Annotated in this window: 18 protein-coding genes and 1 tRNA gene; 18 read left to right on the top strand and 1 reads right to left on the bottom strand. The window is 44.8% G+C overall.

The window, feature by feature from the left end; translation table 11 throughout:
- Window positions 1–53: 53 nt before the first annotated feature.
- The 12 genes from relA (at window position 54) to rpoS (ending at window position 12,787) form a co-directional block, all read left to right on the top strand.
- Window positions 54–2,276 (top strand): GTP diphosphokinase, encoded by a 2,223-nt coding sequence (relA, locus tag ACED48_RS17895; protein ID WP_017056572.1) that lies wholly within the window; start codon window positions 54–56, stop codon window positions 2,274–2,276.
- 292 nt (window positions 2,277–2,568) lie between these two features.
- The gene (gene mazG, locus ACED48_RS17890; protein ID WP_017056573.1) at window positions 2,569–3,366 is read left to right on the top strand and encodes a nucleoside triphosphate pyrophosphohydrolase; all 798 of its coding nucleotides are present in this window, start codon (window positions 2,569–2,571) and stop codon (window positions 3,364–3,366) included.
- 150 nt (window positions 3,367–3,516) lie between these two features.
- Window positions 3,517–5,157, top strand: a complete 1,641-nt coding sequence (locus ACED48_RS17885; protein ID WP_017056574.1) for a CTP synthase — start codon at window positions 3,517–3,519, stop codon at window positions 5,155–5,157.
- A gap of 80 nt (window positions 5,158–5,237) precedes the next feature.
- Window positions 5,238–6,536, top strand: coding sequence for a phosphopyruvate hydratase (eno, locus tag ACED48_RS17880; RefSeq protein ID WP_017056575.1), 1,299 nt, complete (start codon window positions 5,238–5,240; stop codon window positions 6,534–6,536).
- 242 nt (window positions 6,537–6,778) lie between these two features.
- Complete coding sequence (gene ftsB, locus ACED48_RS17875) at window positions 6,779–7,060, top strand: cell division protein FtsB (protein WP_017056576.1); 282 nt, start codon at window positions 6,779–6,781, stop codon at window positions 7,058–7,060.
- Window positions 7,060–7,761: a 2-C-methyl-D-erythritol 4-phosphate cytidylyltransferase gene (gene ispD / locus ACED48_RS17870; protein WP_017056577.1), complete on the top strand. Its 702-nt coding sequence runs from the start codon at window positions 7,060–7,062 to the stop codon at window positions 7,759–7,761. The genes ftsB and ispD overlap by 1 nt, the downstream gene beginning before the upstream one ends.
- Before the next feature lie 2 nt (window positions 7,762–7,763).
- The gene (gene ispF / locus ACED48_RS17865) at window positions 7,764–8,243 is read left to right on the top strand and encodes a 2-C-methyl-D-erythritol 2,4-cyclodiphosphate synthase (protein ID WP_017056578.1); all 480 of its coding nucleotides are present in this window, start codon (window positions 7,764–7,766) and stop codon (window positions 8,241–8,243) included.
- 22 nt (window positions 8,244–8,265) lie between these two features.
- Window positions 8,266–9,312, top strand: a complete 1,047-nt coding sequence (gene truD, locus ACED48_RS17860; protein ID WP_017056579.1) for a tRNA pseudouridine(13) synthase TruD — start codon at window positions 8,266–8,268, stop codon at window positions 9,310–9,312.
- A gap of 75 nt (window positions 9,313–9,387) precedes the next feature.
- Window positions 9,388–10,131, top strand: coding sequence for a 5'/3'-nucleotidase SurE (surE, locus tag ACED48_RS17855; RefSeq protein ID WP_017056580.1), 744 nt, complete (start codon window positions 9,388–9,390; stop codon window positions 10,129–10,131).
- Window positions 10,132–10,758, top strand: a complete 627-nt coding sequence (locus ACED48_RS17850; RefSeq protein ID WP_017056581.1) for a protein-L-isoaspartate(D-aspartate) O-methyltransferase — start codon at window positions 10,132–10,134, stop codon at window positions 10,756–10,758.
- 35 nt (window positions 10,759–10,793) lie between these two features.
- On the top strand, window positions 10,794–11,708 hold the full coding sequence (gene nlpD, locus ACED48_RS17845; RefSeq protein WP_017056582.1) for a murein hydrolase activator NlpD: 915 nt from the start codon (window positions 10,794–10,796) through the stop codon (window positions 11,706–11,708).
- Window positions 11,709–11,806: 98 nt separating this feature from the next.
- Entirely contained in the window at window positions 11,807–12,787 is a 981-nt protein-coding gene (gene rpoS, locus ACED48_RS17840) for an RNA polymerase sigma factor RpoS (RefSeq protein WP_017056583.1), read from the top strand.
- A gap of 114 nt (window positions 12,788–12,901) precedes the next feature.
- On the opposite strand, the gene mutS is transcribed toward rpoS, so the two are convergent.
- Window positions 12,902–15,463: a DNA mismatch repair protein MutS gene (gene mutS / locus ACED48_RS17835; protein ID WP_017056584.1), complete on the bottom strand. Its 2,562-nt coding sequence runs from the start codon at window positions 15,461–15,463 to the stop codon at window positions 12,902–12,904.
- Between the two features lie 123 nt (window positions 15,464–15,586).
- Here mutS and pncC point away from each other — a divergent pair, with 123 nt between their 5' ends.
- The 6 genes from pncC to ACED48_RS17805 all read left to right on the top strand — a co-directional run bounded on the left by pncC (window position 15,587) and on the right by ACED48_RS17805 (window position 22,413).
- Complete coding sequence (gene pncC / locus ACED48_RS17830) at window positions 15,587–16,081, top strand: nicotinamide-nucleotide amidase (RefSeq protein ID WP_017056585.1); 495 nt, start codon at window positions 15,587–15,589, stop codon at window positions 16,079–16,081.
- Window positions 16,082–16,220: 139 nt separating this feature from the next.
- Window positions 16,221–17,261: a recombinase RecA gene (gene recA / locus ACED48_RS17825; RefSeq protein WP_017056586.1), complete on the top strand. Its 1,041-nt coding sequence runs from the start codon at window positions 16,221–16,223 to the stop codon at window positions 17,259–17,261.
- A 318-nt stretch (window positions 17,262–17,579) separates the two neighbouring features.
- The gene (gene alaS, locus ACED48_RS17820; RefSeq protein ID WP_017056587.1) at window positions 17,580–20,162 is read left to right on the top strand and encodes an alanine--tRNA ligase; all 2,583 of its coding nucleotides are present in this window, start codon (window positions 17,580–17,582) and stop codon (window positions 20,160–20,162) included.
- Window positions 20,163–20,377: 215 nt separating this feature from the next.
- Window positions 20,378–21,559 carry an aspartate kinase gene (locus ACED48_RS17815; protein ID WP_017056588.1) on the top strand — a complete coding sequence of 394 codons (1,182 nt, stop codon included), beginning with the start codon at window positions 20,378–20,380 and terminating at the stop codon, window positions 21,557–21,559.
- Between the two features lie 92 nt (window positions 21,560–21,651).
- Window positions 21,652–21,849 carry a carbon storage regulator CsrA gene (csrA, locus tag ACED48_RS17810; protein WP_009847619.1) on the top strand — a complete coding sequence of 66 codons (198 nt, stop codon included), beginning with the start codon at window positions 21,652–21,654 and terminating at the stop codon, window positions 21,847–21,849.
- Between the two features lie 471 nt (window positions 21,850–22,320).
- Window positions 22,321–22,413, top strand: a tRNA-Ser gene (locus ACED48_RS17805).
- The last annotated feature ends 96 nt before the right edge of the window (window positions 22,414–22,509 follow it).

Genomic DNA, 22,509 nt, shown 5'->3' with positions numbered 1-22,509 from the left:
AACCAGTTAGTCATATTGAATTGGGTATAAAACATAATAACTAGGAAGACATGATGGTTGCGGTACGAAGCGCACATTTAAACCCAAGCGAACAGTTTGAGCTAGAAAGTTGGATTGCGTCATTGAATCAAGATGCAAAGACCTCGAATAAACTGATCAAAGTTTATCTTCACTGTGAAGAGCTTTTAAAAGATCATGAACAAGCTTCGCTCTTGCTTTGGCGTGGGCGCGAGATGATCGAAATTTTGGTCACCTTGTCTATGGATCGTGCCACTTTAGTGGCAGCACAACTTTTCCCCGTCGTCTCAAGTGGTGTTTTTGAGCGCGAAGCGTTTGAAGAAAGCTACGGCAAAGAAATCGTAAAGTTGATCGATGGTGTTGAAGAAATGGCGGCCTTAGGCCAGTTAAACGTGACCCTTGAAGGTAGCGCTGCCTCGGGTCAAGTTGATAACGTTCGCCGTATGCTACTGGCGATGGTCGACGACTTCCGCTGCGTAGTCATCAAACTCGCTGAACGAATCTGTAACCTTATCGAGGTAAAAAAAGCGCCTGATGCTGTGCGTCGTGCAGCGGCAAAAGAGTGTTCTAACATCTACGCTCCGCTCGCTAACCGTTTAGGTATTGGTCAGCTTAAGTGGGAAATCGAAGATTACGCATTCCGCTACCAACAGCCAGACACCTACAAGCAGATTGCTAAACAGCTGTCTGAGCGTCGCATCGTACGTGAACAATATATCACAGACTTCGTTAACGACTTAACGGCAGAAATGAAGCGTTCAAGCATCAATGCTGAAGTCAGTGGCCGACCAAAACACATCTACAGTATCTGGCGAAAAATGCAGAAAAAAGGGTTGGCCTTCGATGAGCTTTTTGATGTGCGTGCTGTACGAATTATCGCCGATCAACTTCAAGACTGTTATGCCGGCCTAGGTGTGGTTCACACCAAATATAAACATCTACCCAGTGAATTTGATGACTACGTGGCGAACCCTAAGCCCAATGGTTACCAGTCGATCCACACCGTAGTTCTTGGCCCTGAAGGCAAGACCATTGAAATTCAGATCCGTACCAAGCAAATGCACGAAGACTCTGAGTTGGGTGTAGCTGCGCACTGGAAGTACAAAGAAGGTGCTACAAGCGCTCGCAGTGGTTACGACGAGAAAATTACTTGGTTGCGTAAACTTATCGATTGGCAAGAGGAGATGTCGGATTCTGGTGAGATGCTAGATGAAGTTCGTAGCCAAGTGTTCGATGACCGTGTCTACGCCTTTACACCTCGCGGTGACGTGGTCGATTTGCCTATGGGGGCTACGCCTCTCGATTTTGCTTACCACATCCATTCGATGGTAGGTCACCGCTGTATTGGTGCCAAAGTAGCAGGACGTATCGTACCGTTTACCCATAAACTATCGATGGGCGACCAAGTAGAGATCATCACGCAGAAAGAACCGAATCCATCGCGTGATTGGCTAAACCCAACCACAGGTTTCGTTCACTCAGGCCGTGCTCGTGCGAAAATCAACGCATGGTTCAGAGCACAAAGCCGCGAGAAAAACTTAGAAGCAGGTCGAGATATCCTTGAAGTTGAACTCGCGAAAGTGGGGGCAACCCTAAAAGATGCCGACCAATATGCGCTAAGACGCTTTAACGTCAACACGCCTGATGAGCTTTATGCCGGTATCGGCAGTGGAGACTTACGTATTAACCAAGTGGTTAACCACATCAATGCACTGGTCAATAAACCAACGGCGGAAGAAGAAGATAAAAAAGCGCTAGAGAAGCTGCTTGAGTCGGAAAATAAGCCTGCACAACAGAGTCGTCCAAATAAAGACGCGGTAGTGGTTGAAGGTGTTGATAACCTAATGACACACCTCGCTCGCTGTTGTCAGCCTATTCCAGGCGATATGATTAAAGGTTACATCACTCAAGGTCGTGGTATCTCTGTTCACCGTAGTGACTGTGAACAACTAAGTGAACTTAACCTACATGCTCCAGAACGTATTATCGATACTGTTTGGGGGCATGGATTTGTTGGCTCATACATCCTAACGTTACGCGTCGAAGCATTAGAGCGTAATGGTTTGTTGAAAGATATCACCTCACTGTTCTCGAATGAAAAGATCAGTGTGACCACAATGAAGAGCCGTATCGACTATAAACGTCAGTTGTCGGTAATGGATTTTGATTTGGAAGTGACCAATATTGAAATTCTGAGTCGAGTGACGAGCCGAGTAGAACAAATCAAAGATGTCATGTCGGTTAAACGCCTAGGCTAGTTTTTACGTCGTACTTGGCCTTCTAACTGTGTTAACTGCACTATACTCGCTTCATCACATAGGCAAGCTATGCTCAGAAGTCTCGTAAGTTTGTTGCCTTGTTAGAAGAACCAAGTACTTAGTAAAAACCGAACAATGCATTGAATGACGCGTTGTTTAACAAGAAAAACAGAAAGGTGAGTGGTTTTGGCTGCTCACCTTTTTTAGTTCTAGTATTTTTTTAGTTTGAGAACCTTTTAGTTTCAGTGAAGCTATAAGTTTAAAAATCAAAGACAGTAATAGGAAGAAAACGATGGATCACCCGATTGAACACCTTGAACAGATTATGACTAAGCTGCGCGATCCTGAGGGTGGCTGTCCTTGGGATTTAAAACAAAATTTTGAAACAATTGTGCCGCATACTATCGAAGAAACCTACGAGGTGGTGGACGCGATTCACAACAAAGACTGGCCGAACCTACAAGAAGAGTTGGGTGACTTGCTGTTCCAGGTGATTTTCTACAGCCAGTTAGCTAAAGAACAGGGGTTGTTTGAGTTCTCTGATGTGGTTGATGGTATCAATGAGAAGCTAACACGTCGCCATCCGCATGTGTTCTCTGATACCGAGTTTGCCAGTGATGAAGAAATTAATGCCAACTGGGAAGCTGAAAAGGCCAAAGAAAAAGCACAAGCAGGCAAAACTCAAGAAAGTATTCTAGACTCAATACCAAACTCGCTACCTGCACTTTCGCGTGCTACAAAGATTCAAAAGCAGGTTGCGAAATTTGGCTTTGATTGGGACGCTATTGGCCCGGTGGCAGATAAGGTTTTAGAGGAAGTTGACGAAGTGTTGGAAGAGGCGCTGAAAGTAACACCGAACGAAGATTTGATTGAAGAAGAGTTGGGAGATCTGTTGTTTGCGACGGTTAACTTGGTGCGACATTTAGGTAAAAACCCAGAAACGGCGCTGAACAAAGCTAATCTAAAGTTTTCTCGTCGCTTTAAAGGGGTGGAACAAAAAGTTCGTCAGCAAGATAAAAATTTAACCGACTTTTCTCTACAACAGCTTGATTCTATGTGGGATGAGGTCAAAGTAGAAGAGAAAAGATAATCAAAGCTTTTATCATGAATTGATTTGAAGCAAAAAATAAAAAATTGCAGTGTGATAGATTTCACGTTGTGGCGATAAGGGGCTTCTGGTATATTTTCATCCCGTCCAGAAGTAATCCATTTCCCTCATTCAACCAATTTCAGGTTAAACATGACGACAAATTACATTTTTGTTACTGGCGGGGTTGTATCCTCTCTAGGTAAAGGTATTGCAGCAGCGTCTCTTGCTGCTATTTTAGAAGCTCGTGGTCTTAAAGTGACTATGATGAAGCTTGACCCTTACATCAACGTTGATCCAGGCACTATGAGCCCAACTCAACACGGTGAAGTGTTCGTTACGGAAGATGGCGCTGAAACTGACCTTGACCTTGGTCACTATGAGCGATTCATTCGCACCAAGATGACTAAGCGTAACAACTTCACTGCAGGTCGTGTTTACTCAGACGTACTCGCTAAAGAGCGTCGCGGTGATTACCTAGGTGCAACTATTCAGGTTATCCCGCACATCACTAACTCTATCAAAGAGCGTGTTATTTCAGGTGCATCTGGCCACGATGTTGCGATCGTTGAAGTTGGTGGTACGGTTGGTGATATCGAATCTCTACCATTCATGGAAGCGATTCGTCAGCTAGCAGTTGAACTAGGCCGTGAACGCGCAATGTTCATGCACCTTACTCTAGTGCCATACCTAGCAGCAGCGGGCGAAGTGAAAACTAAGCCAACGCAACACTCTGTAAAAGAGCTACTGTCTATTGGCATTCAGCCAGACATCCTAGTTTGTCGTTCAGACCGTAACATTCCTTCGAACGAGCGTAAGAAAATTGCCTTGTTCTGTAATGTGCAAGAAAATGCGGTTATTTCTATGCGTGATGTTGACTCTATCTACAAGATCCCTCAGCTTATTAAAGCTCAAGGCACTGATGAACTTGTATGTAAGCGTTTCGGCATCACGGCTCCAGAAGCTGACTTGTCTGAATGGGAACAAGTTATTTACGAAGAAGCTAACCCAACGGGTGAAGTGACGATTGGTCTGGTTGGTAAATACATTGAACTACCGGATGCCTACAAATCAGTTAATGAAGCGCTAAAACACGCGGGCTTGAAAAATCGCCTAAGCGTTAATATTAAATACGTAGATTCACAAGACCTTGAGTCTCGTGGCGTAGAGCTTTTAGAAGGCCTGGATGCAATCCTAGTGCCTGGTGGCTTCGGTGATCGTGGCGTTGAAGGTAAAATTCTTGCTGCTCAATACGCTCGTGAAAACAAAGTACCGTACCTAGGTATCTGTCTAGGTATGCAAGTCGCGCTTATTGAATACGCTCGTAACGTTGCGAAAATGGAAGGGGCACACTCTTCTGAGTTCTGTTCTGAAACTAAGTACCCAGTAGTTGGTCTTATCACTGAATGGACTGATGGTGAAGGTAAAGTTGAAGAGCGTACAGAATCATCTGACCTAGGCGGCACGATGCGTCTTGGTTCACAGCTTTGTCACCTAGCGAAAGGGACGAAAGCTTACGAATTATACGGTAGCGCGACGATCCATGAACGTCACCGCCACCGTTACGAAGTGAACAACAATCTTCGTCCACAAATCGAAAAAGCGGGCCTGAAAGTATCGGGTCTATCTGCGGACAAGAAGCTGGTTGAAGTAATTGAAAACCCGAACCACCCATGGTTTGTTGCTGCTCAATTCCACCCAGAGTTCACTTCAACACCTCGCGATGGTCACCCATTGTTTGCAGGTTTCGTGAAAGCGGCTGGTGAGTTCCAGCGTGGCGAATTAGAGAAATAAAAGGAATACAGGTAGCTGCGTAGGTTGTGCTGCTACCTTTAAATTTGACATTTATATATTCAACGAGAAGGAAACATTCAATGTCTAAGATCGTTAAAGTTCTAGGTCGTGAAATCATCGATTCACGTGGTAACCCAACTGTAGAAGCTGAAGTACACCTAGAAGGCGGTTTCGTAGGTATGGCTGCTGCTCCATCTGGCGCATCTACTGGTTCTCGAGAAGCTCTTGAGCTACGTGACGGCGACAAATCACGTTTCCTAGGTAAAGGTGTTCTTAAAGCTATTGAAGCTGTAAACGGCCCAATCGCTGAAGCTCTAGTTGGTAAAGATGCTAAAGCTCAAGCTGACGTTGACCAAATCATGCTTGACCTAGACGGTACTGATAACAAGTCTAAGTTCGGCGCGAACGCTATCCTAGCTGTATCTCTAGCTAACGCAAAAGCTGCTGCTGCTGCGAAAGGCATGCCTCTATACGAGCACATCGCTGAGCTAAACGGTACTGCTGGTCAGTTCTCTATGCCTCTACCTATGATGAACATCATCAACGGTGGTGAGCACGCAGATAACAACGTTGACATCCAAGAGTTCATGATCCAACCTGTTGGCGCTAAAACTCTTAAAGAAGGTCTACGTATCGGCGCTGAAGTATTCCACAACCTAGCTAAAGTTCTTAAGTCTAAAGGCTACAGCACTGCAGTTGGTGATGAAGGTGGTTTCGCTCCTAACCTTAAGTCTAACGCTGAAGCTCTCGAAGTTATCGCAGAAGCTGTTGCAGCTGCTGGTTACGAACTAGGTAAAGACGTTACTCTTGCTATGGACTGTGCTGCATCTGAGTTCTTCGACAAAGAAGCTGGCATCTACAACATGAAGGGTGAAGGTAAAACTTTCACTTCTGAAGAGTTCAACCACTACCTAGCTGAACTAGCTAACAACTTCCCAATCGTTTCTATCGAAGACGGTCTTGACGAGTCGGATTGGGATGGCTTCAAGCACCAAACTGAACTTCTAGGCGACAAGCTTCAAATCGTTGGTGACGATCTGTTCGTTACAAACACTAAGATTCTTGCTGAAGGTATCGAGAAAGGCGTAGCTAACTCTATCCTTATCAAGTTCAACCAAATCGGTTCTCTAACAGAGACTCTAGCTGCAATTAAGATGGCTAAAGACGCTGGCTACACTGCAGTAATCTCTCACCGTTCTGGCGAAACTGAAGATGCAACTATCGCAGATCTAGCGGTAGGTACAGCTGCAGGTCAAATCAAAACTGGTTCTATGAGCCGTTCTGACCGTGTTGCTAAGTACAACCAACTAATCCGTATCGAAGAAGCTCTAGGTTCTAAAGCTCCTTTCAACGGTCTTAAAGAAGTTAAAGGTCAATAATTCCTAGCGAATTATGCACTAATGCTTTTAAATGCCTCGCTTATGCGGGGCATTTTTTTGCCTAAAATTCGTCATTCTTGAGACTGGCGGAGAAAGGAATTGGGATTCTCACATAGGTTTCGAATTACAACAATTCCCCGACTTATTGATTCCCTGGTACCACATATCTCGCACCAATAAACGCATTATGGTATATATGTGCCTTATTCTAGTTCCTTCTTTTTCAACCGGCGAAAGGTGTTATGCGAATTTTTGCTTTAGTTTTGCTCATAGTGTTTGGCTGGCTACAACACACACTGTGGTTTGGTAAAAATGGTATCTCTGATTACTACGGTGTGAACAACGAAATTCAAGTTCAGCAGCAAGTGAATGAAAAGCTGCATATTCGAAATGCTGAGATGTTTGCAGAAATCGACGACCTCCGACAAGGCTTAGATGCTATCGAAGAACGCGCACGTCATGAACTTGGAATGGTCAAAGAAGGCGAAACGTTTTATCGCATCATTGGCGAGGAATCCCATTAATGTCGACTCAACTTCAAAGCGTGATTGCCGTTGTACCTGCGGCGGGCGTAGGTAGCCGAATGAAGGCAGACCGCCCTAAGCAATATCTCAAGATTCACGGCAAAACAATTTTAGAGCACACCGTTGAGAAATTATTGTCTCACCCACAAGTCGCTCAAATTGTCGTTGCGATCAGTGATGATGACCCATACTACCCTGAGCTAGCTCTCAACCAGAACCCACAAGTGATCCGGGTATCTGGCGGAAGCGAGCGAGCGGACTCTGTACTCTCTGCGCTAAACTATATCGCTGAGCAGCAGCTTAGTGATTGGGTAATGGTTCACGATGCGGCAAGGCCGTGTGTTCAGCTAAGTGATATCGATAAGCTAATTTCCGGCGCGATGAGCCATGATGTGGGCGCTATTTTAGCCGCTCCAGTTCGTGACACCATGAAGCGAGGTGCCCAAGGGCAGATCGAGCATACCGTTGAGCGAGCGGATTTATGGCATGCACTTACGCCGCAAATGTTCAGAGCAAAGCCTCTGTGGAAGGCATTAAGTGACGCGTTGCAACAAGGCGCTTCGATTACTGATGAAGCCTCAGCCTTTGAGTGGAAAGGTTTATCGCCCGCTTTAGTTACAGGGCGCTCAGATAATTTTAAGATTACTCAGCCAGAAGATTTAGCCCTTGCTGAGTTCTATTTAAGTCAGAATAAGGAATAATGATGATTCGTATTGGCCATGGCTTTGATGTACATAAGTTTGGCGGTGAAGGCCCGGTAATTATTGGTGGGGTAAGCATCCCTTACGAGCAAGGTCTTATTGCACATTCAGACGGTGATGTTGCCCTTCATGCGTTGTGTGACGCTTTACTAGGTGCGATTGCTGCGGGTGATATTGGTCGTCATTTCCCTGATACCGATGATGAATGGAAAGGTGCAGATAGTCGTGAACTACTGAAAGATGTTTACCGTCGAGTAAAAGAACAAGGTTACATGATTGGTAATGCGGATATTACTATTATGGCGCAAGCTCCAAAGATGGCGCCTCATATAGACTCTATGTGTAAAGCTATTGCTCAAGACCTAGAAACCAGCATTGGCAATGTGAATGTAAAAGCGACGACCACTGAGCGTTTAGGTTTTACAGGTCGCAAAGAGGGCATCGCATGTGAAGCGGTGGTCCTAATTACTAAAAGTGCGTAAGCACCAACACGAAAAGAACAGCATGTCAGATATTTTATCTTCATTGGCTTATCTAAACGGTAAACCAACTGCGAAAGCAAAACTAAAAGCAAAAGCCGAAGACTTTGTCGTTAATGAAGACCTAGGTTTTGAGTTTACTGGTGAAGGCGAGCACCTAATGGTTCGCATTCGTAAAACGGGTGAGAACACGAGCTTCGTAGCAAACGAACTGGCTAAAGCGTGCGGTGTTAAATCGAAAGATGTGAGTTGGGCGGGTTTGAAAGATCGTCACGCGGTTACCGAGCAGTGGTTGAGTGTCCACCTACCTAAAGGTGAGCCTGACTTTTCAGCGTTCTTAGCACAATACCCAAGCATTGAGATCTTGGCGACAGCACGACACAACAAAAAGTTACGCCCGGGTGATTTAGTTGGCAACCAGTTCGAGCTGACTTTGTCTGAAGTAACAGACTGTGATGATGTCGTAAAACGTTTGGAAAAAGTCGCTCAAGTTGGCGTGCCAAATTACTTCGGTGCTCAGCGTTTTGGTAATGAAGGTAACAACTTATCTGAAGCTCGTCGTTGGGGCCGTGATAACGTTCGTACTCGTAACCAGAATAAGCGCAGCTTGTACCTTTCTGCGGCTCGCTCGTGGATTTACAACCTGATCCTATCAGACCGTATTGAGCAAGATGCGTTTGCATCGGCATTGCTTGGCGATATTGTCATGAAAGACGGCGCTCAACTAACGGTAACTGCGGACAATATCGAAGCAGTAAACCAAGACATCGCGAATGGCGCTGCATGGGTTACTGTTGCTTTGGCTGGCGATAATGCTTTGCCAACGACTGATGAGTCTCAAGCGTTAGAGCAAAAACATCTTGATTCTGAACCTGACCTAATGGCGCTGATTCGCGGTAACCGTATGCGCCATGATCGCCGCGAAGCGTCACTGAAACCAACGGATTTAACTTGGGAAGTGAACGAAGATAATGTCACGCTTAAGTTCTCTCTTGATGCGGGTTGTTTCGCAACAGCGATTGTTCGTGAATTGGTTGAAGAAGTACACGTAGAAAGAAGCTACGAGCAATAACGATTCTGCTTGGAGCTAAGTCACTTGATATTGGAATTTAGTCACTTGGCATTGGAACAAAAGAAAGGATACAAGATGAAGATTTTACTCAGCAACGATGATGGTGTGCATGCTCAAGGTATTCATGAGTTGGCAAATGAATTACGTGATCTTGCTGAAATTATCATTGTTGCACCTGATCGTAATCGCTCGGGTGCTTCAAATTCATTAACTTTAGAACAACCTCTGCGTGTTCAAGAAATTGCTGAAAATACCTATTCAGTACAAGGAACACCGACCGACTGTGTGCATTTTGCGTTAAATGAACTGTTAAAGAACGATATGCCCAATCTGGTTTTAACGGGCATTAATCACGGTGCTAACCTTGGTGACGATGTGCTTTATTCAGGCACAGTTGCAGCTGCAATGGAAGGTCATTTCTTGGGCGTTCAATCGGTAGCGTTTTCACTGGTAGGTAAAAAACATTTTAAAACAGCGGCAGAGATTGCTCGTCGTATCGTCGAGCAACATTTAGTAAACCCAATACCCACTAACCGCCTGTTAAACGTCAACGTTCCTGACCTGTCTGTAGAACAGTTGTCTGGAACTCAAGTAACACGCCTTGGCGCTCGTCACCATGCTGAAGATATGATTAAGCAAAAAGACCCCCGCGGTCATGATATTTATTGGCTTGGTCCTCCGGGCAAAGAGCAAGATGCAGGCGAAGGTACCGATTTTTACGCTATTGAACATGGCTTTGTATCGGTAACACCGTTACAAGTTGATCTGACGGCGCACGAGTCGTTAGGTTCGATGACAACATGGTTAGGAGAGAAGTAAGTGAGCAACCCACAAGCCGAGCGCTTAGTTACTTTTTTGATTGAAAATGGTATTCAGGATCATAAGGTTCTCGATGCTATTTACCAACTGCCGAGAGAGAGCTTTTTATCACAGGCAATGTATCATCAAGCTTATGATAACAATGCGCTGCCTATTGGACAGGGACAAACAATCTCTCAGCCATACATCGTTGCTAAAATGACAGAGTTACTTGAGTTACAACAAGACAGTCGCGTTTTGGAGATCGGAACCGGTTCTGGTTACCAAACCGCAGTATTAGCTCAGCTTGTTGACCATGTTTATTCGGTTGAAAGAATAAAGTCGCTACAGTGGAATGCTAAGCGTAGGTTGAAGCAACTCGATTTCTACAATATCTCAACCAAACACGGTGATGGCTGGCATGGGTGGTCTTCAAAAGCCCCTTTTGATGCGATTATTGTCACCGCTGCTGCTGAGTCGATTCCTCAAGTGCTTTTGCAACAACTTAAAGATGGTGGTCGTTTACTGATTCCTGTCGGTGATGATGAACAGCAATTGTTGAAGATTGTTCGCCATGGTGACGAGTTTTTATCGAGTGTTATCGAGGTCGTGAGATTTGTACCTCTCGTTCCTGGTGAGTTAGCTTAATCAAAATACTACTGGTGTAGGTGGATAGAGAGTCGATGGGTTCAAAGTTGTTAAAAGGAAGTACTTTACTGCTTGGCTGTGCACTTGTTGGGTGTGCAGCGAATTCGCCTGCGCCCGTTTCAAGCCTTAACAAGAATTACTCATCGATCGACCGTGGTAGTTATCGCGGCAGTTATTATGAAGTGAAAAAAGGCGATACTCTTTATTTCATCGCTTATGTCACTAATAAAGACGTTAATGATCTTGTGAGTTATAACAAGCTTTCTGCCCCTTATACTATCCACCCAGGACAGAAGCTTAAGTTATGGCGCCCGAGCTACAGCGCGCCAGCGTATGGTAAATCAACGGTGGCGGCAGCAGCTGTTGCTGCGCCTGTCGCGGCATCAACCACGTCATCTGCGGCAAGTAACCCTAAAATCATACCTAAACCGAGTAAAAACTCTAAATTTTCCCCTGCTCAAACTACCACCAAAGTGGTTAAAAAAGATTCACCAAAGAAGGTTGAACAATCCAAATCAAAAGAGTATGTTGGTTCTAAAGGTAAACAAAATGTTACACCGACCACCAAACCAACAAGTGATAAAGTATCCAAATGGTTATGGCCAACAAAAGGGAGAGTGATTAAGAACTTCTCTGTAGGCGAACAAGGAAATAAAGGCATAGACATAGCAGGACAGCGAGGTCAGCCAATAGTATCTACTGCAGGGGGAACGGTTGTTTATTCGGGTAATGCATTGCGAGGCTACGGCAATCTAGTGATTGTGAAGCACAATGATAATTACTTAAGTGCATACGCGCATAATGACCGGTTATTAGTATCTGAAGGGCAAAGTGTGAAACCAGGGCAGAAGATTGCAACAATGGGAAGCTCTGGAGCCAGCAGTGTTAGGCTGCACTTTGAGATTCGTTACCAAGGCAAATCAGTTAATCCAAAACGATATCTGCCTTAAATACAAGGTCTCTTAATAGGACATTGTATGAAGTGACATAGTCATTTAGCGACATATGAAGTTGTAATGTCATGCTAATTTCGCCAGGGGGAGGCGTTATGAGTATAAGCAATGCAGTAACCAAAGAAGAGTTCGATCTTGTCCAAGTAACCACGGAACCGGAAGCACTTGGAAAAGCAAAGCGAACAGTCACTAAGAAAACCGAAGCGAAAGAAGAAGTTGAAGTTACGTCTAAAAGCCTAGATGCCACTCAACTTTATCTAGGCGAGATCGGTTTCTCACCACTATTAACCGCAGAAGAAGAAGTGCTTTATGCACGTCGAGCTCTACGCGGTGATGAAGCAGCACGTAAACGCATGATAGAAAGTAACCTGCGTTTAGTGGTAAAAATTTCACGTCGTTATAGCAATCGCGGTTTAGCACTTCTCGATCTAATTGAAGAAGGCAACTTAGGTTTGATTCGCGCCGTAGAGAAGTTTGACCCAGAACGTGGTTTCCGTTTTTCGACTTACGCGACATGGTGGATTCGTCAAACTATTGAACGTGCGTTGATGAATCAGACTCGGACTATCCGTTTACCAATCCATGTTGTGAAAGAGCTGAACATCTACCTACGTACTGCAAGAGAGCTATCACAAAAGCTTGACCATGAACCAACGGCAGAAGAGATCGCTTCTAAGCTAGATAAACCCGTTGGTGATGTGAGCAAGATGCTTCGTCTAAACGAAAGAGTGAGCTCTGTAGATACGCCAATTGGTGGTGACGGTGAGAAAGCACTGTTGGATATTATTCCAGACATCAACAATTCAGATCCTGAGGTTTCAACTCAAGATAGCGATATCAAGAATTCGTTGATATTCTGGCTTGATGAGCTGAATCCGAAGCAGAAAGAGGTGCTTGCACGTCGATTTGGATTGCTTGGTTATGAACCGTCAACACTAGAAGAAGTTGGTCGTGAAATCAGCCTGACTCGTGAGCGTGTTCGTCAAATTCAAGTTGAAGGTTTGCGCCGTTTACGTGAGATTCTGATCAAACAAGGTCTGAACATGGAAAACCTGTTCAACGTTGAAAACGACTAAACGATATTCCACGATATCGAAATAAAAAAACGCTGACTAATGTCAGCGTTTTTTAGTTTTGGCTTCTGATTTAGCTTTTACTTCAACTAAAAACTACAGCGCTGGCTATTTAAACTAAAGTAGCTTCTTCAAGCGGTAGAGCTCTTCTAATGCTTGTCGAGGTGTTAGATCATCAGGATCGACATTCGCTAGTGCTTGTTCCACTTCACTCGGTTCAGGGATCAAACTCAGTTGGTTTGCGATATCAACGTCGCTTGATCTCGACATCGGAGCCCCGATACTGAGCGCTTCTAGTTGCGTTAGTTTAGCACGAGCATTTTTGATCACCACTTTAGGAACACCCGCTAAGCCGGCAACCGCTAAGCCATAAGATTTACTCGCTGCACCTTCTTGTACTGCATGCATAAAGGCAATGTTGTCGCCATGTTCAACTGCATCTAAGTGTACGTTTGCCAATGTTGGAAGTTGGTTCGGTAACTCGGTTAGCTCAAAATAATGCGTGGCAAACAACGTCATCGAATTAATTTGATTTGCTAGCCATTCTGCACTTGCCCAAGCCAGCGACAAACCATCATAAGTACTGGTACCACGGCCGATCTCATCCATTAATACAAGGCTATTTGGTGTCGCGTTATGCAGAATGTTAGCGGTTTCTGTCATCTCAACCATGAAGGTTGAACGGCCAGAAGCCAAATCATCCGATGCGCCAATACGAGTAAAGATACGGTCGATAGAGCCAATCGTCGCGCTTTCGGCTGGAACGTAGCAACCTATGTGGGCCATCAATGCTATGAGAGCCGTTTGGCGCATGTAGGTCGACTTACCACCCATGTTTGGACCTGTGATGATCAGCATTTTACGCTGGTCGTTAAGGTCGATAGGGTTGGCGATGAAAGGTTCGTCCATCACTTGCTCTACTACTGGGTGACGACCCGCTTGTATCTGTATACCGGCCGCTTCTGTCATAGTTGGACGACAGTAATCAAGTGTATCTGCTCGCTCAGCTAAGTTTTGTAGTACATCAAGTTGAGATACTGAAGAAGCGATGTTTTGTAGTCGTTCTAGGTATGGCAGTAGTAAATCAAACAACTCTTCCCACAACTGCTTCTCGATAGCCAGTGCCTTCGATTTAGAGTTAAGCACTTTGTCTTCGTGCTCTTTCAGCTCAGGAATAATGTAACGTTCAGCATTCTTAAGCGTTTGGCGACGAACATAATGTGGCGGCACAAGGTGGCTCTGTCCGCGGCTCACTTGAATGAAGAAACCGTGTACGTTGTTGTAACCAACTTTTAGAGTGTCGATGCCGTGACGTTCACGCTCTTCTTGCTCAAGTTTATCCAGAAATTCGGTTGCACCCGCAGCAAGGTCGCGCCATTCATCGAGTTCTGCGTTGTAGCCTTCTGCAATCACACCGCCATCTCGGATAACTACGGGCGGGTTCTCTTTGATTGCACGCTCTAGCAGCTCCGACACCTCATCCACAGGAGACGCATACTGAGCAAGTTGAGTCAGGTATGGGTGCTTAAGCTGAGTCAGTGTTTCAGCAAGCTCTGGTAAGTATTCCATTGCTTGACGAAGTCGAGCCATATCACGTGGGCGAGCAGAACGAAGTGCAAGACGAGCAAGGATACGCTCGATATCACCGATCTGTTTTAAGGTCGGCTGGAGCTCTGCAAAGAGAGCTAAATCTTTCATTTCACCAATCGCATCTAAGCGTTGATCAAGTGCCGAGATATTGCGCATTGGTTGATGTAACCAACGCTTAAGCATGCGACTGCCCATTGCCGTAGCAGTGTGATCTAGGACTTCAGCCAAGGTGTTATCTGTGCCACCGCCAAGATTTTGCGTGATCTCTAGATTGCGGCGAGTCGCAGCATCAAGGATCACCGAGTGATCTTGCTTGTCCATGGTCAGTGAACGGATATGTGGAAGCGCTGTACGTTGAGTATCTTTTACATACTGAATAAGACAGCCGGCTGCACACAAGCCAAGTTTCGCACCTTCAACGCCAAAACCCACAAGGTCGCGAGTACCAAATTGTTGGTTCAGCTGCTGCTTCGCGGTATCTAATTCAAATTCCCATACTGGACGGCGGCGATTGCCGTTACGACTTGCCATCAAATTAACAGGTTCGAAGTCTTCAGGGAACAACAGCTCACGTGGAGAGGTTCTCTGTAGCTCAGCGGACATCGCTTCTTCAGTTTCTGGCTCGCAGAGTTGGAAGCGGCCAGAGGTAATATCAAGCGTCGCGTAACCAAATTTACCGTTGTGGTAATAAATAGAGGCAATCAGGTTATCAACACGCTCAGAAAGCAGTGCTTCGTCGGTTACGGTTCCCGGAGTCACAATTCTTACGACAGCGCGATCAACCGGGCCCTTTGAAATTGCTGGATTACCAATCTGTTCACAAATCGCTACGGACTCGCCCAACTGCACTAACTTCGCAAGGTAACCTTCAACGGCGTGGTATGGAACACCAGCCATAGGAATAGGCTCACCGTTTGAAGAGCCACGCTTGGTTAGCGAAATATCGAGGAGTTGAGAGGCTTTTTTAGCATCATCGTAGAAAAGCTCGTAGAAATCTCCCATGCGATAGAACAGCAAAATTTCTGGATTTTCTGCTTTTAGTTTTAGGTACTGCTGCATCATAGGAGTATGTTTTTGATCGGCTTTCACAGTTAACTTCTTTCGTTTATTTCTATTGCGGCTTAGGATACGTGAAAGCGTTTCGTGCGAAAAGCGACACATGCGAAAAGATGCAAATCCAAATGATATACATCTAGATAAGGGAAGCCAAAGATGCAGACGACTCAAGCTCTTAGTGAAAAACTCGGACACTTACTTGCGAAACATAAACATGTATTAGTGACGGCTGAATCTTGCACTGGAGGTGGCGTTGCTAGCGCGGTAACCGATATTGCTGGTAGCTCGGCTTGGTTTGACCGTGCTTTCGTGACCTACAGTAATGAAGCAAAACAAGAGATGATTGGTGTTCAGCTTGAAACCTTAGTTGAGTTCGGCGCCGTGAGTGAGCCTGTCGTAATCGAAATGGCGAGCGGGGCATTGCAACACTCAAACGGGACGATCTCTGTATCAATTAGTGGCATTGCCGGGCCAGGTGGTGCGACCGAAGATAAGCCTGTTGGTACAGTATGCTTCGCGTGGAAAGCGCTAAATGGCTGGGATAAAGTAGAAACGCATGTATTTACAGGCGACAGATCACAAGTACGCCAACAAGCCACGCACCATGCCCTGCAAGTTATTTATGATTACCTATCAATGGAAGGTAAGTAACATTTGTACAAATTATTTTCATACAGGTATGGACACTGTATGAATCAACAGTATAATAAAAGCCAATTAGTCACCCCTATGTGGGTTAGAAATAGATTCTAGATCGCTTGTTGAGACAACCGATTATGTGGAGATAGAAATGGACGAGAATAAACAAAAAGCGTTAGCCGCAGCCCTTGGTCAGATTGAAAAGCAATTTGGTAAAGGTTCGATCATGCGTCTTGGTGATAACCGCACAATGGACGTAGAAACTATTTCTACAGGCTCTCTATCTCTAGATATCGCACTAGGTGCTGGTGGCCTACCGATGGGACGTATCGTAGAAGTTTACGGTCCAGAATCATCAGGTAAAACAACGCTAACGCTTGAGCTTATTGCTGCAGCACAGAAAGTAGGCAAAACGTGTGCATTCGTTGATGCGGAGCACGCACTAGACCCTATCTACGCTCAAAAGCTTGGTGTTGATATCGATGCACTTCTTGTTTCTCAACCAGATACGGGTGAGCAAGCGCTTGAAATCTGTGATGCACTGGCTCGTTCAGGTGCAATCGACGTTCTTGTTATTGACTCAGTAGCAGCACTAACACCAAAAGCAGAAATTGAAGGCGAAATGGGTGACAGCCACATGGGTCTTCAGGCTCGTATGCTTTCTCAAGCAATGCGTAAGCTGACGGGCAACCTTAAGCAGTCTAACTGTATGGCTATCTTCATTAACCAAATTCGTATGAAAATTGGTGTGATGTTCGGTAACCCAGAAACAACAACAGGTGGTAACGCACTTAAGTTTTACGCATCTGTTCGTCTTGATATTCGCCGTACTGGTGCGATTAAAGATGGTGATGAAGTTGTTGGTAACGAAACTCGTATCAAGGTCGTTAAGAACAAGATTGCTGCACCATTCAAACAAGCTGAGACTCAAATCCTTTACGGTAAAGGCTTCAACCGCGAAGGTGAGCTTATCGATTTAGGTGTTAAGAATAAGCTAGTAGAAAAAGCGGGCGCTTGGTACAGCTACAAAGGCGATAAGATCGGCCAAGGTAAAGCTAACGCTGGTAAATACCTACGTGAAAACCCAGAAGTTGCTCTAGAGATCGATACTAAACTTCGTGAGTTACTACTGACTCCTGCTGTTCTTGAAGAGAAAGACGTAGAGAAAGAAGAAGAAAACGAAGAGCTATAAGCTAACGTTTTACAGAGTGGATGTTTGAAATAAACACCCGCTTTGGAAGAGCTTAATAAAGCCTCGCATATTTTATGTGGGGCTTTTTTATTGAAGCTCTTCCGTCCTAGTCTGTGTTTACTTGGCTTACCTTAGTGGTTAGGTTGAAAGTGTAGTTCTGTTTTTTCTTTGCTCAGCTAGTGGAATATTCTCCACTTTACCTGATTCTCAATAAAATCTTGCCCAAGGGTGTCTTTTCTACAAGAAAACTAGTCGAAGCCTTAACCATGATCTACAATACGGCAAAATTCTAACTCGACTATTTTCAGGAAGAGCTGCATGTACATGAGCACTGATGAGGTTCGCAACGCGTTCCTTAAGTTCTTTGAGAGCAAAGAACACCAAATCGTAGACAGTTCATCGTTAGTTCCACATAACGATCCAACCCTGCTATTCACTAACGCAGGTATGAACCAATTCAAAGATTGCTTCTTAGGCGCCGAAAAGCGTGCCTACACTCGAGCAACTACGGCTCAGCGTTGTGTACGTGCGGGTGGTAAGCATAATGACCTTGAAAACGTAGGTTTCACGGCTCGTCACCACACATTCTTTGAAATGCTAGGTAACTTCAGCTTTGGTGATTATTTCAAAGAAGATGCGATTGCGTTTGCTTGGGAATTCCTGACAGAAACTCTTCAACTGCCAAAAGAGCGTCTACTGGTAACGGTATACGAGACAGATGATGAAGCATTCGATATCTGGAACAAAAAAGTAGGTGTTCCTGCTGACCGTATCGTTCGCATTGGCGACAAAGAAGGCGGTAAACAGTTCGAGTCCGATAACTTCTGGACGATGGGGGACACAGGTCCTTGTGGTCCATGTACTGAAATCTTCTACGATCACGGTGAGCACATCTGGGGCGGCCGTCCTGGCACACCTGAAGAAGATGGTGACCGTTTCATTGAGATCTGGAACAACGTATTCATGCAGTTCAACCGTCACGCTGACGGTACAATGGAACCGTTACCTAAGCCTGCTGTAGATACAGGTATGGGTATTGAGCGTATTTCTGCAATCATGCAGGGCGTTCACTCTAACTACGAAATTGATGTATTCCAAAAGCTAATCAAAGCGACAGCGGAAGTTGTGGGTCATGACGATCTATCTAACCAATCGCTACGCGTTATTGCGGACCACATCCGTTCTTGTTCATTCCTAATCGCTGACGGCGTTATGCCTTCAAACGAAGGTCGTGGCTACGTTCTACGTCGTATTATTCGTCGTGCAGTTCGTCACGGTAATAAGCTTGGCGCACAAGGCGTGTTCTTCCACAAACTAGTGGGTGTACTAGCTGAAGTGATGGGCTCTGCGGCAGATGAACTTAAGAAACAGCAAGAGCTTGTTGAAAAAGTACTTCGCATTGAAGAAGAGAACTTTGGTCGTACTCTAGAGCGCGGCATGGTTATTCTTAATGACGCACTAGATGCACTTGAAGGCAAAGAGCTTGACGGCGAAACCGTTTTCAAACTTTACGATACATACGGCTTCCCAGCTGACCTTACTAACGATGTAGCTCGTGAACGCGACTTTACTATCGATGAAGAAGGCTTTGAGAAAGCGATGGAAGTACAGCGTCAGCGTGCACGTGAAGCAGGCCAGTTCGGTACTGATTACAACGCGACTATCAAAGTAGACACCAATACTGAGTTCTTTGGTTACACAGGTACTGAAGGTTCAGGTGAAATTTCTGCGCTATTCGTTGACGGCGAAGAAGTATCTTCACTATCAGCCGGTGACAAAGCAATTATTATCCTTGAAGATACGCCATTCTACGCTGAATCTGGCGGCCAATGTGGTGATGCGGGTACGCTGAAAACAGTATCGGGTCTATTCGAAGTACAAGACACTCAGAAGCTCGGTAACGCATTTGCGCACCACGGTGAGCTAGTTGAAGGTGTATTGGCTAAGGGCGATAAAGTAGAAGCAACGGTTGACGCTGAGCGTCGTGCTGCTATCTCACTAAACCACTCTGCAACTCACTTACTTCACTCTGCACTGCGCGAAGTGCTAGGTGAGCACGTTGCTCAGAAAGGTTCTTTAGTTAAGCCAGACAACCTGCGTTTTGATTTCTCTAACCTTGAAGCGGTAACACCGGCACAGATTAAAGAAGTAGAGCGCTTGGTTAACGCACAAGTTCGTAAGAACCACGTGATTGAAACCAACATCATGGACATCGAATCAGCGAAAGAAAAAGGTGCAATGGCACTGTTTGGCGAGAAGTACGATGATGAAGTTCGCGTTTTATCTATGGGCGATTTCTCTACTGAACTTTGTGGTGGTATCCACGCAAGCAATACGGGCGATATCGGCCTATTCAAGATCACTTCTGAAGGTGGTATTGCTGCGGGTATTCGTCGTATTGAAGCGGTAACGGGTGAAGCTGCTCTAGATGCAGTAGAAGCTCAGGCTAACGCTTACGAAGAGAAACTTGCTGAATCAGCTAAGAAAGCGAAATCTCTAGAGAAAGAAATCCAACTGCTTAAAGAAAAGATGGCTGCTGCAGAAAGCGCAAACATCATGGGCAAAGTAGAAGAGATCTCTGGTACTAAAGTTTTGGTTGCTGCCATTGAAGGCGCAGACAACAAGAACCTACGTACTATGGTTGATAACGCTAAAAACCAAGTAGGTAGCGGCATCATCCTGATCGCGAACGTAGCAGACGGTAAAGTTGGCTTGATTGCTGGTGTAACCAAAGACCTAATCGGCAAAGTAAAAGCGGGTGACCTCGTTAAGATGGTTGCTGAGCAAGTTGGCGGTAAAGGCGGCGGTCGTCCAGATATGGCTCAAGCGGGCGGTACTGATGTTGAATCACTACCTGAAGCGCTTAAATCTGTACGTACTTGGTTAGAAGAACGTCTTTAAACTTAAGTAATTGATACAAAGATGCCCAATCAGATGATTGGGCATCTTTTATTTTGCCTATTGGAAGTGTGTAAAAGGCTGGATTGAGATAAACCAAGAAGTCTAATGGTAAGTTAGACTCCTTGGTTAATTTTTTATTGCTTCGCTATGACGCGAAGCATGTGTTTTTTTGTCATATATAGATGTCGGTCTTGGGAAGGTGAGGACGGGTGAAAATGCCTCTTATCGTACAGAAATTTGGTGGAACGTCGGTGGGTTCAATAGAGCGCATCCATCATGTAGCAGATAAAATCATTGAAGCGAAAAATGAAGGTAACCAGATCGTGGTTGTCGTTTCTGCTATGTCAGGTGAAACAAATCGATTGGTTAACTTAGCCACACAAATTGATAGCGTCCCCAACGCTAGAGAACTGGATGTGCTGTTAACGGCTGGAGAACAAGTTTCCATGGCCTTATTGGCAATGACGTTGCACAAGTTAGGTTATGAAGCGACATCGATGACTGGCTATCAAGCAAAGATACACACCGATTCCAATCATAATAATGCGACGATTGAGCATATTGATACAGCTCCTATTCAAGCGCTGCTCGATGATAACCAAATTGTGATAGTGGCAGGCTTTCAAGGCGTCAATACCAAAGGTGATATCACGACATTAGGCCGTGGCGGTTCAGATACCACTGCGGTAGCGCTCGCTGGTGCACTTCAGGCGAAAGAATGTCAGGTTTATACTGATGTAGATGGTGTTTACTCTTGTGACCCTAGAGTCGTAAAGCAATCTCAAAAGTTAGATACATTAGATTTTCCTTCTATGGAAGAGATGGCTCGCCGAGGTGCTAAGGTATTGCATCTGCCGTGCGTTCAGTGTGCCTGGCAACACAATGTGCCATTGCGAGTGCTTTCAAGTTTTGAAAAAGGCGAAGGTACATTGATCACGGGCAACCAGTGTTTGAATGATATTACTGGAATAGCGATTGAAAGAGATATGGAGCGGATTGAGTGTTTGAATGAAGATTTACCGTCTTTTATTTCTCATTGTCAATTGTTAGGGATCGAAGTCTGTAGTGTGATCGAGGAAACAGAACGAGCAGCACTCATTATTAAACAAGACATAAGTGCTAAATTAAAACTAGTTTTTGCTGCACAAATCCGTAATAGTGAACAGGTTAGTTTGTTAACTGTGGTAGGAAGCCGAACACGAGAAATTGTGGTCAGTTCACATGGATTGTTGTCTGAAGGCGAAATTGATGTACAGCATCACTTATTGCAGCAGCAGTCTTTAACTTTGGTGATATCACCAACGCAAGTCGATATGGCTGCTAACATATTACACAATGCATACATCGTTACGCGTGAAACACAGGGTTATCTTAAAAAAGAAGTGCATTTTGGTTAAATAAAACCAATCGATAGCTTACGAAAATATAACTTTTGTTGGATAATGCTCACGTAGCTAGATAAATTTAGAGATTACTCAAGGAGCAAAGAATGCTAATTTTGACTCGCCGCGTTGGCGAAACACTGATGATTGGTGATGAAGTAACAGTTACTGTATTGGGCGTGAAAGGTAACCAAGTACGTATTGGTGTTAACGCACCTAAAGAAGTATCTGTTCATCGTGAAGAGATCTACATGCGCATTCAAGCTGAAAAAGGTAATGGTAACGTTGCACCTGGCAACTACTGATATTTTTTGCGTAGAGAAGAGGCTAGCATTGTCGCTAGCCTTTTTTGATCTTGGGGAGCGAGAAATATTGTGTGAATGAAAATGGGTTTAATAACAGATTTTTTGATGCTGCGAAGCGAACATGTCATAAAACTGTGAAATACAGACATGACTGAGTATGGTCCTTTATCGGGTTTTGTTTGCCAAAGCTCAAGATTTGTTAACTTCTCCTATGGCGTAATATCGCATCCCATAGTATGGTAAAATAGCAGTAGCACTTGCTGCTAGATAAGTTAGATAATTGTTTTCGGCTGTTTATTATTGTTAATCTTTCGCCTTAATTTTTAAGGGAAAAAGTAGTTTCTAGAGCTTGTAAGTTTAATTTGCAAGCGCTTTGATTAAATAGCAAACGGTTGAGTGTTTTTGTCCAATTTTTTTCAATAAAGTGTTTGACATATTTTCGGTAAAACGTAATATGTGCCTCCGCAAGACGGTGAGGTGGCCGAGAGGCCGAAGGCGCTCCCCTGCTAAGGGAGTATGTGGTTTGTAGCCGCATCGAGGGTTCGAATCCCTCCCTCACCGCCATTTCTTGCGAGTCTAAAATTAGCAAGTTAGGCAATATAAATGTGCGCTCTTAGCTCAGCTGGATAGAGTACCTGGCTACGAACCAGGCGGTCGGAG

Source organism: Vibrio sp. 5S239 (assembly GCF_041439575.1).
Classification (GTDB): Bacteria; Pseudomonadota; Gammaproteobacteria; order Enterobacterales; family Vibrionaceae; genus Vibrio; species Vibrio kanaloae.
This window is presented reverse-complemented; position numbering and strand designations above follow the sequence as displayed.

Coding starts and splice junctions, on each gene's coding strand:
- ACED48_RS17815 (WP_017056588.1), top strand. CDS start 20,378: ATGCCTCTTATCGTACAGAAATTTGGTGGAACGTCGGTGGGTTCAATA.
- rpoS (WP_017056583.1), top strand. CDS start 11,807: ATGAGTATAAGCAATGCAGTAACCAAAGAAGAGTTCGATCTTGTCCAA.
- eno (WP_017056575.1), top strand. CDS start 5,238: ATGTCTAAGATCGTTAAAGTTCTAGGTCGTGAAATCATCGATTCACGT.
- ACED48_RS17885 (WP_017056574.1), top strand. CDS start 3,517: ATGACGACAAATTACATTTTTGTTACTGGCGGGGTTGTATCCTCTCTA.
- ispD (WP_017056577.1), top strand. CDS start 7,060: ATGTCGACTCAACTTCAAAGCGTGATTGCCGTTGTACCTGCGGCGGGC.
- recA (WP_017056586.1), top strand. CDS start 16,221: ATGGACGAGAATAAACAAAAAGCGTTAGCCGCAGCCCTTGGTCAGATT.
- pncC (WP_017056585.1), top strand. CDS start 15,587: ATGCAGACGACTCAAGCTCTTAGTGAAAAACTCGGACACTTACTTGCG.
- surE (WP_017056580.1), top strand. CDS start 9,388: ATGAAGATTTTACTCAGCAACGATGATGGTGTGCATGCTCAAGGTATT.
- csrA (WP_009847619.1), top strand. CDS start 21,652: ATGCTAATTTTGACTCGCCGCGTTGGCGAAACACTGATGATTGGTGAT.
- alaS (WP_017056587.1), top strand. CDS start 17,580: ATGTACATGAGCACTGATGAGGTTCGCAACGCGTTCCTTAAGTTCTTT.
- nlpD (WP_017056582.1), top strand. CDS start 10,794: ATGGGTTCAAAGTTGTTAAAAGGAAGTACTTTACTGCTTGGCTGTGCA.
- ispF (WP_017056578.1), top strand. CDS start 7,764: ATGATTCGTATTGGCCATGGCTTTGATGTACATAAGTTTGGCGGTGAA.
- ftsB (WP_017056576.1), top strand. CDS start 6,779: ATGCGAATTTTTGCTTTAGTTTTGCTCATAGTGTTTGGCTGGCTACAA.
- mazG (WP_017056573.1), top strand. CDS start 2,569: ATGGATCACCCGATTGAACACCTTGAACAGATTATGACTAAGCTGCGC.
- truD (WP_017056579.1), top strand. CDS start 8,266: ATGTCAGATATTTTATCTTCATTGGCTTATCTAAACGGTAAACCAACT.
- relA (WP_017056572.1), top strand. CDS start 54: ATGGTTGCGGTACGAAGCGCACATTTAAACCCAAGCGAACAGTTTGAG.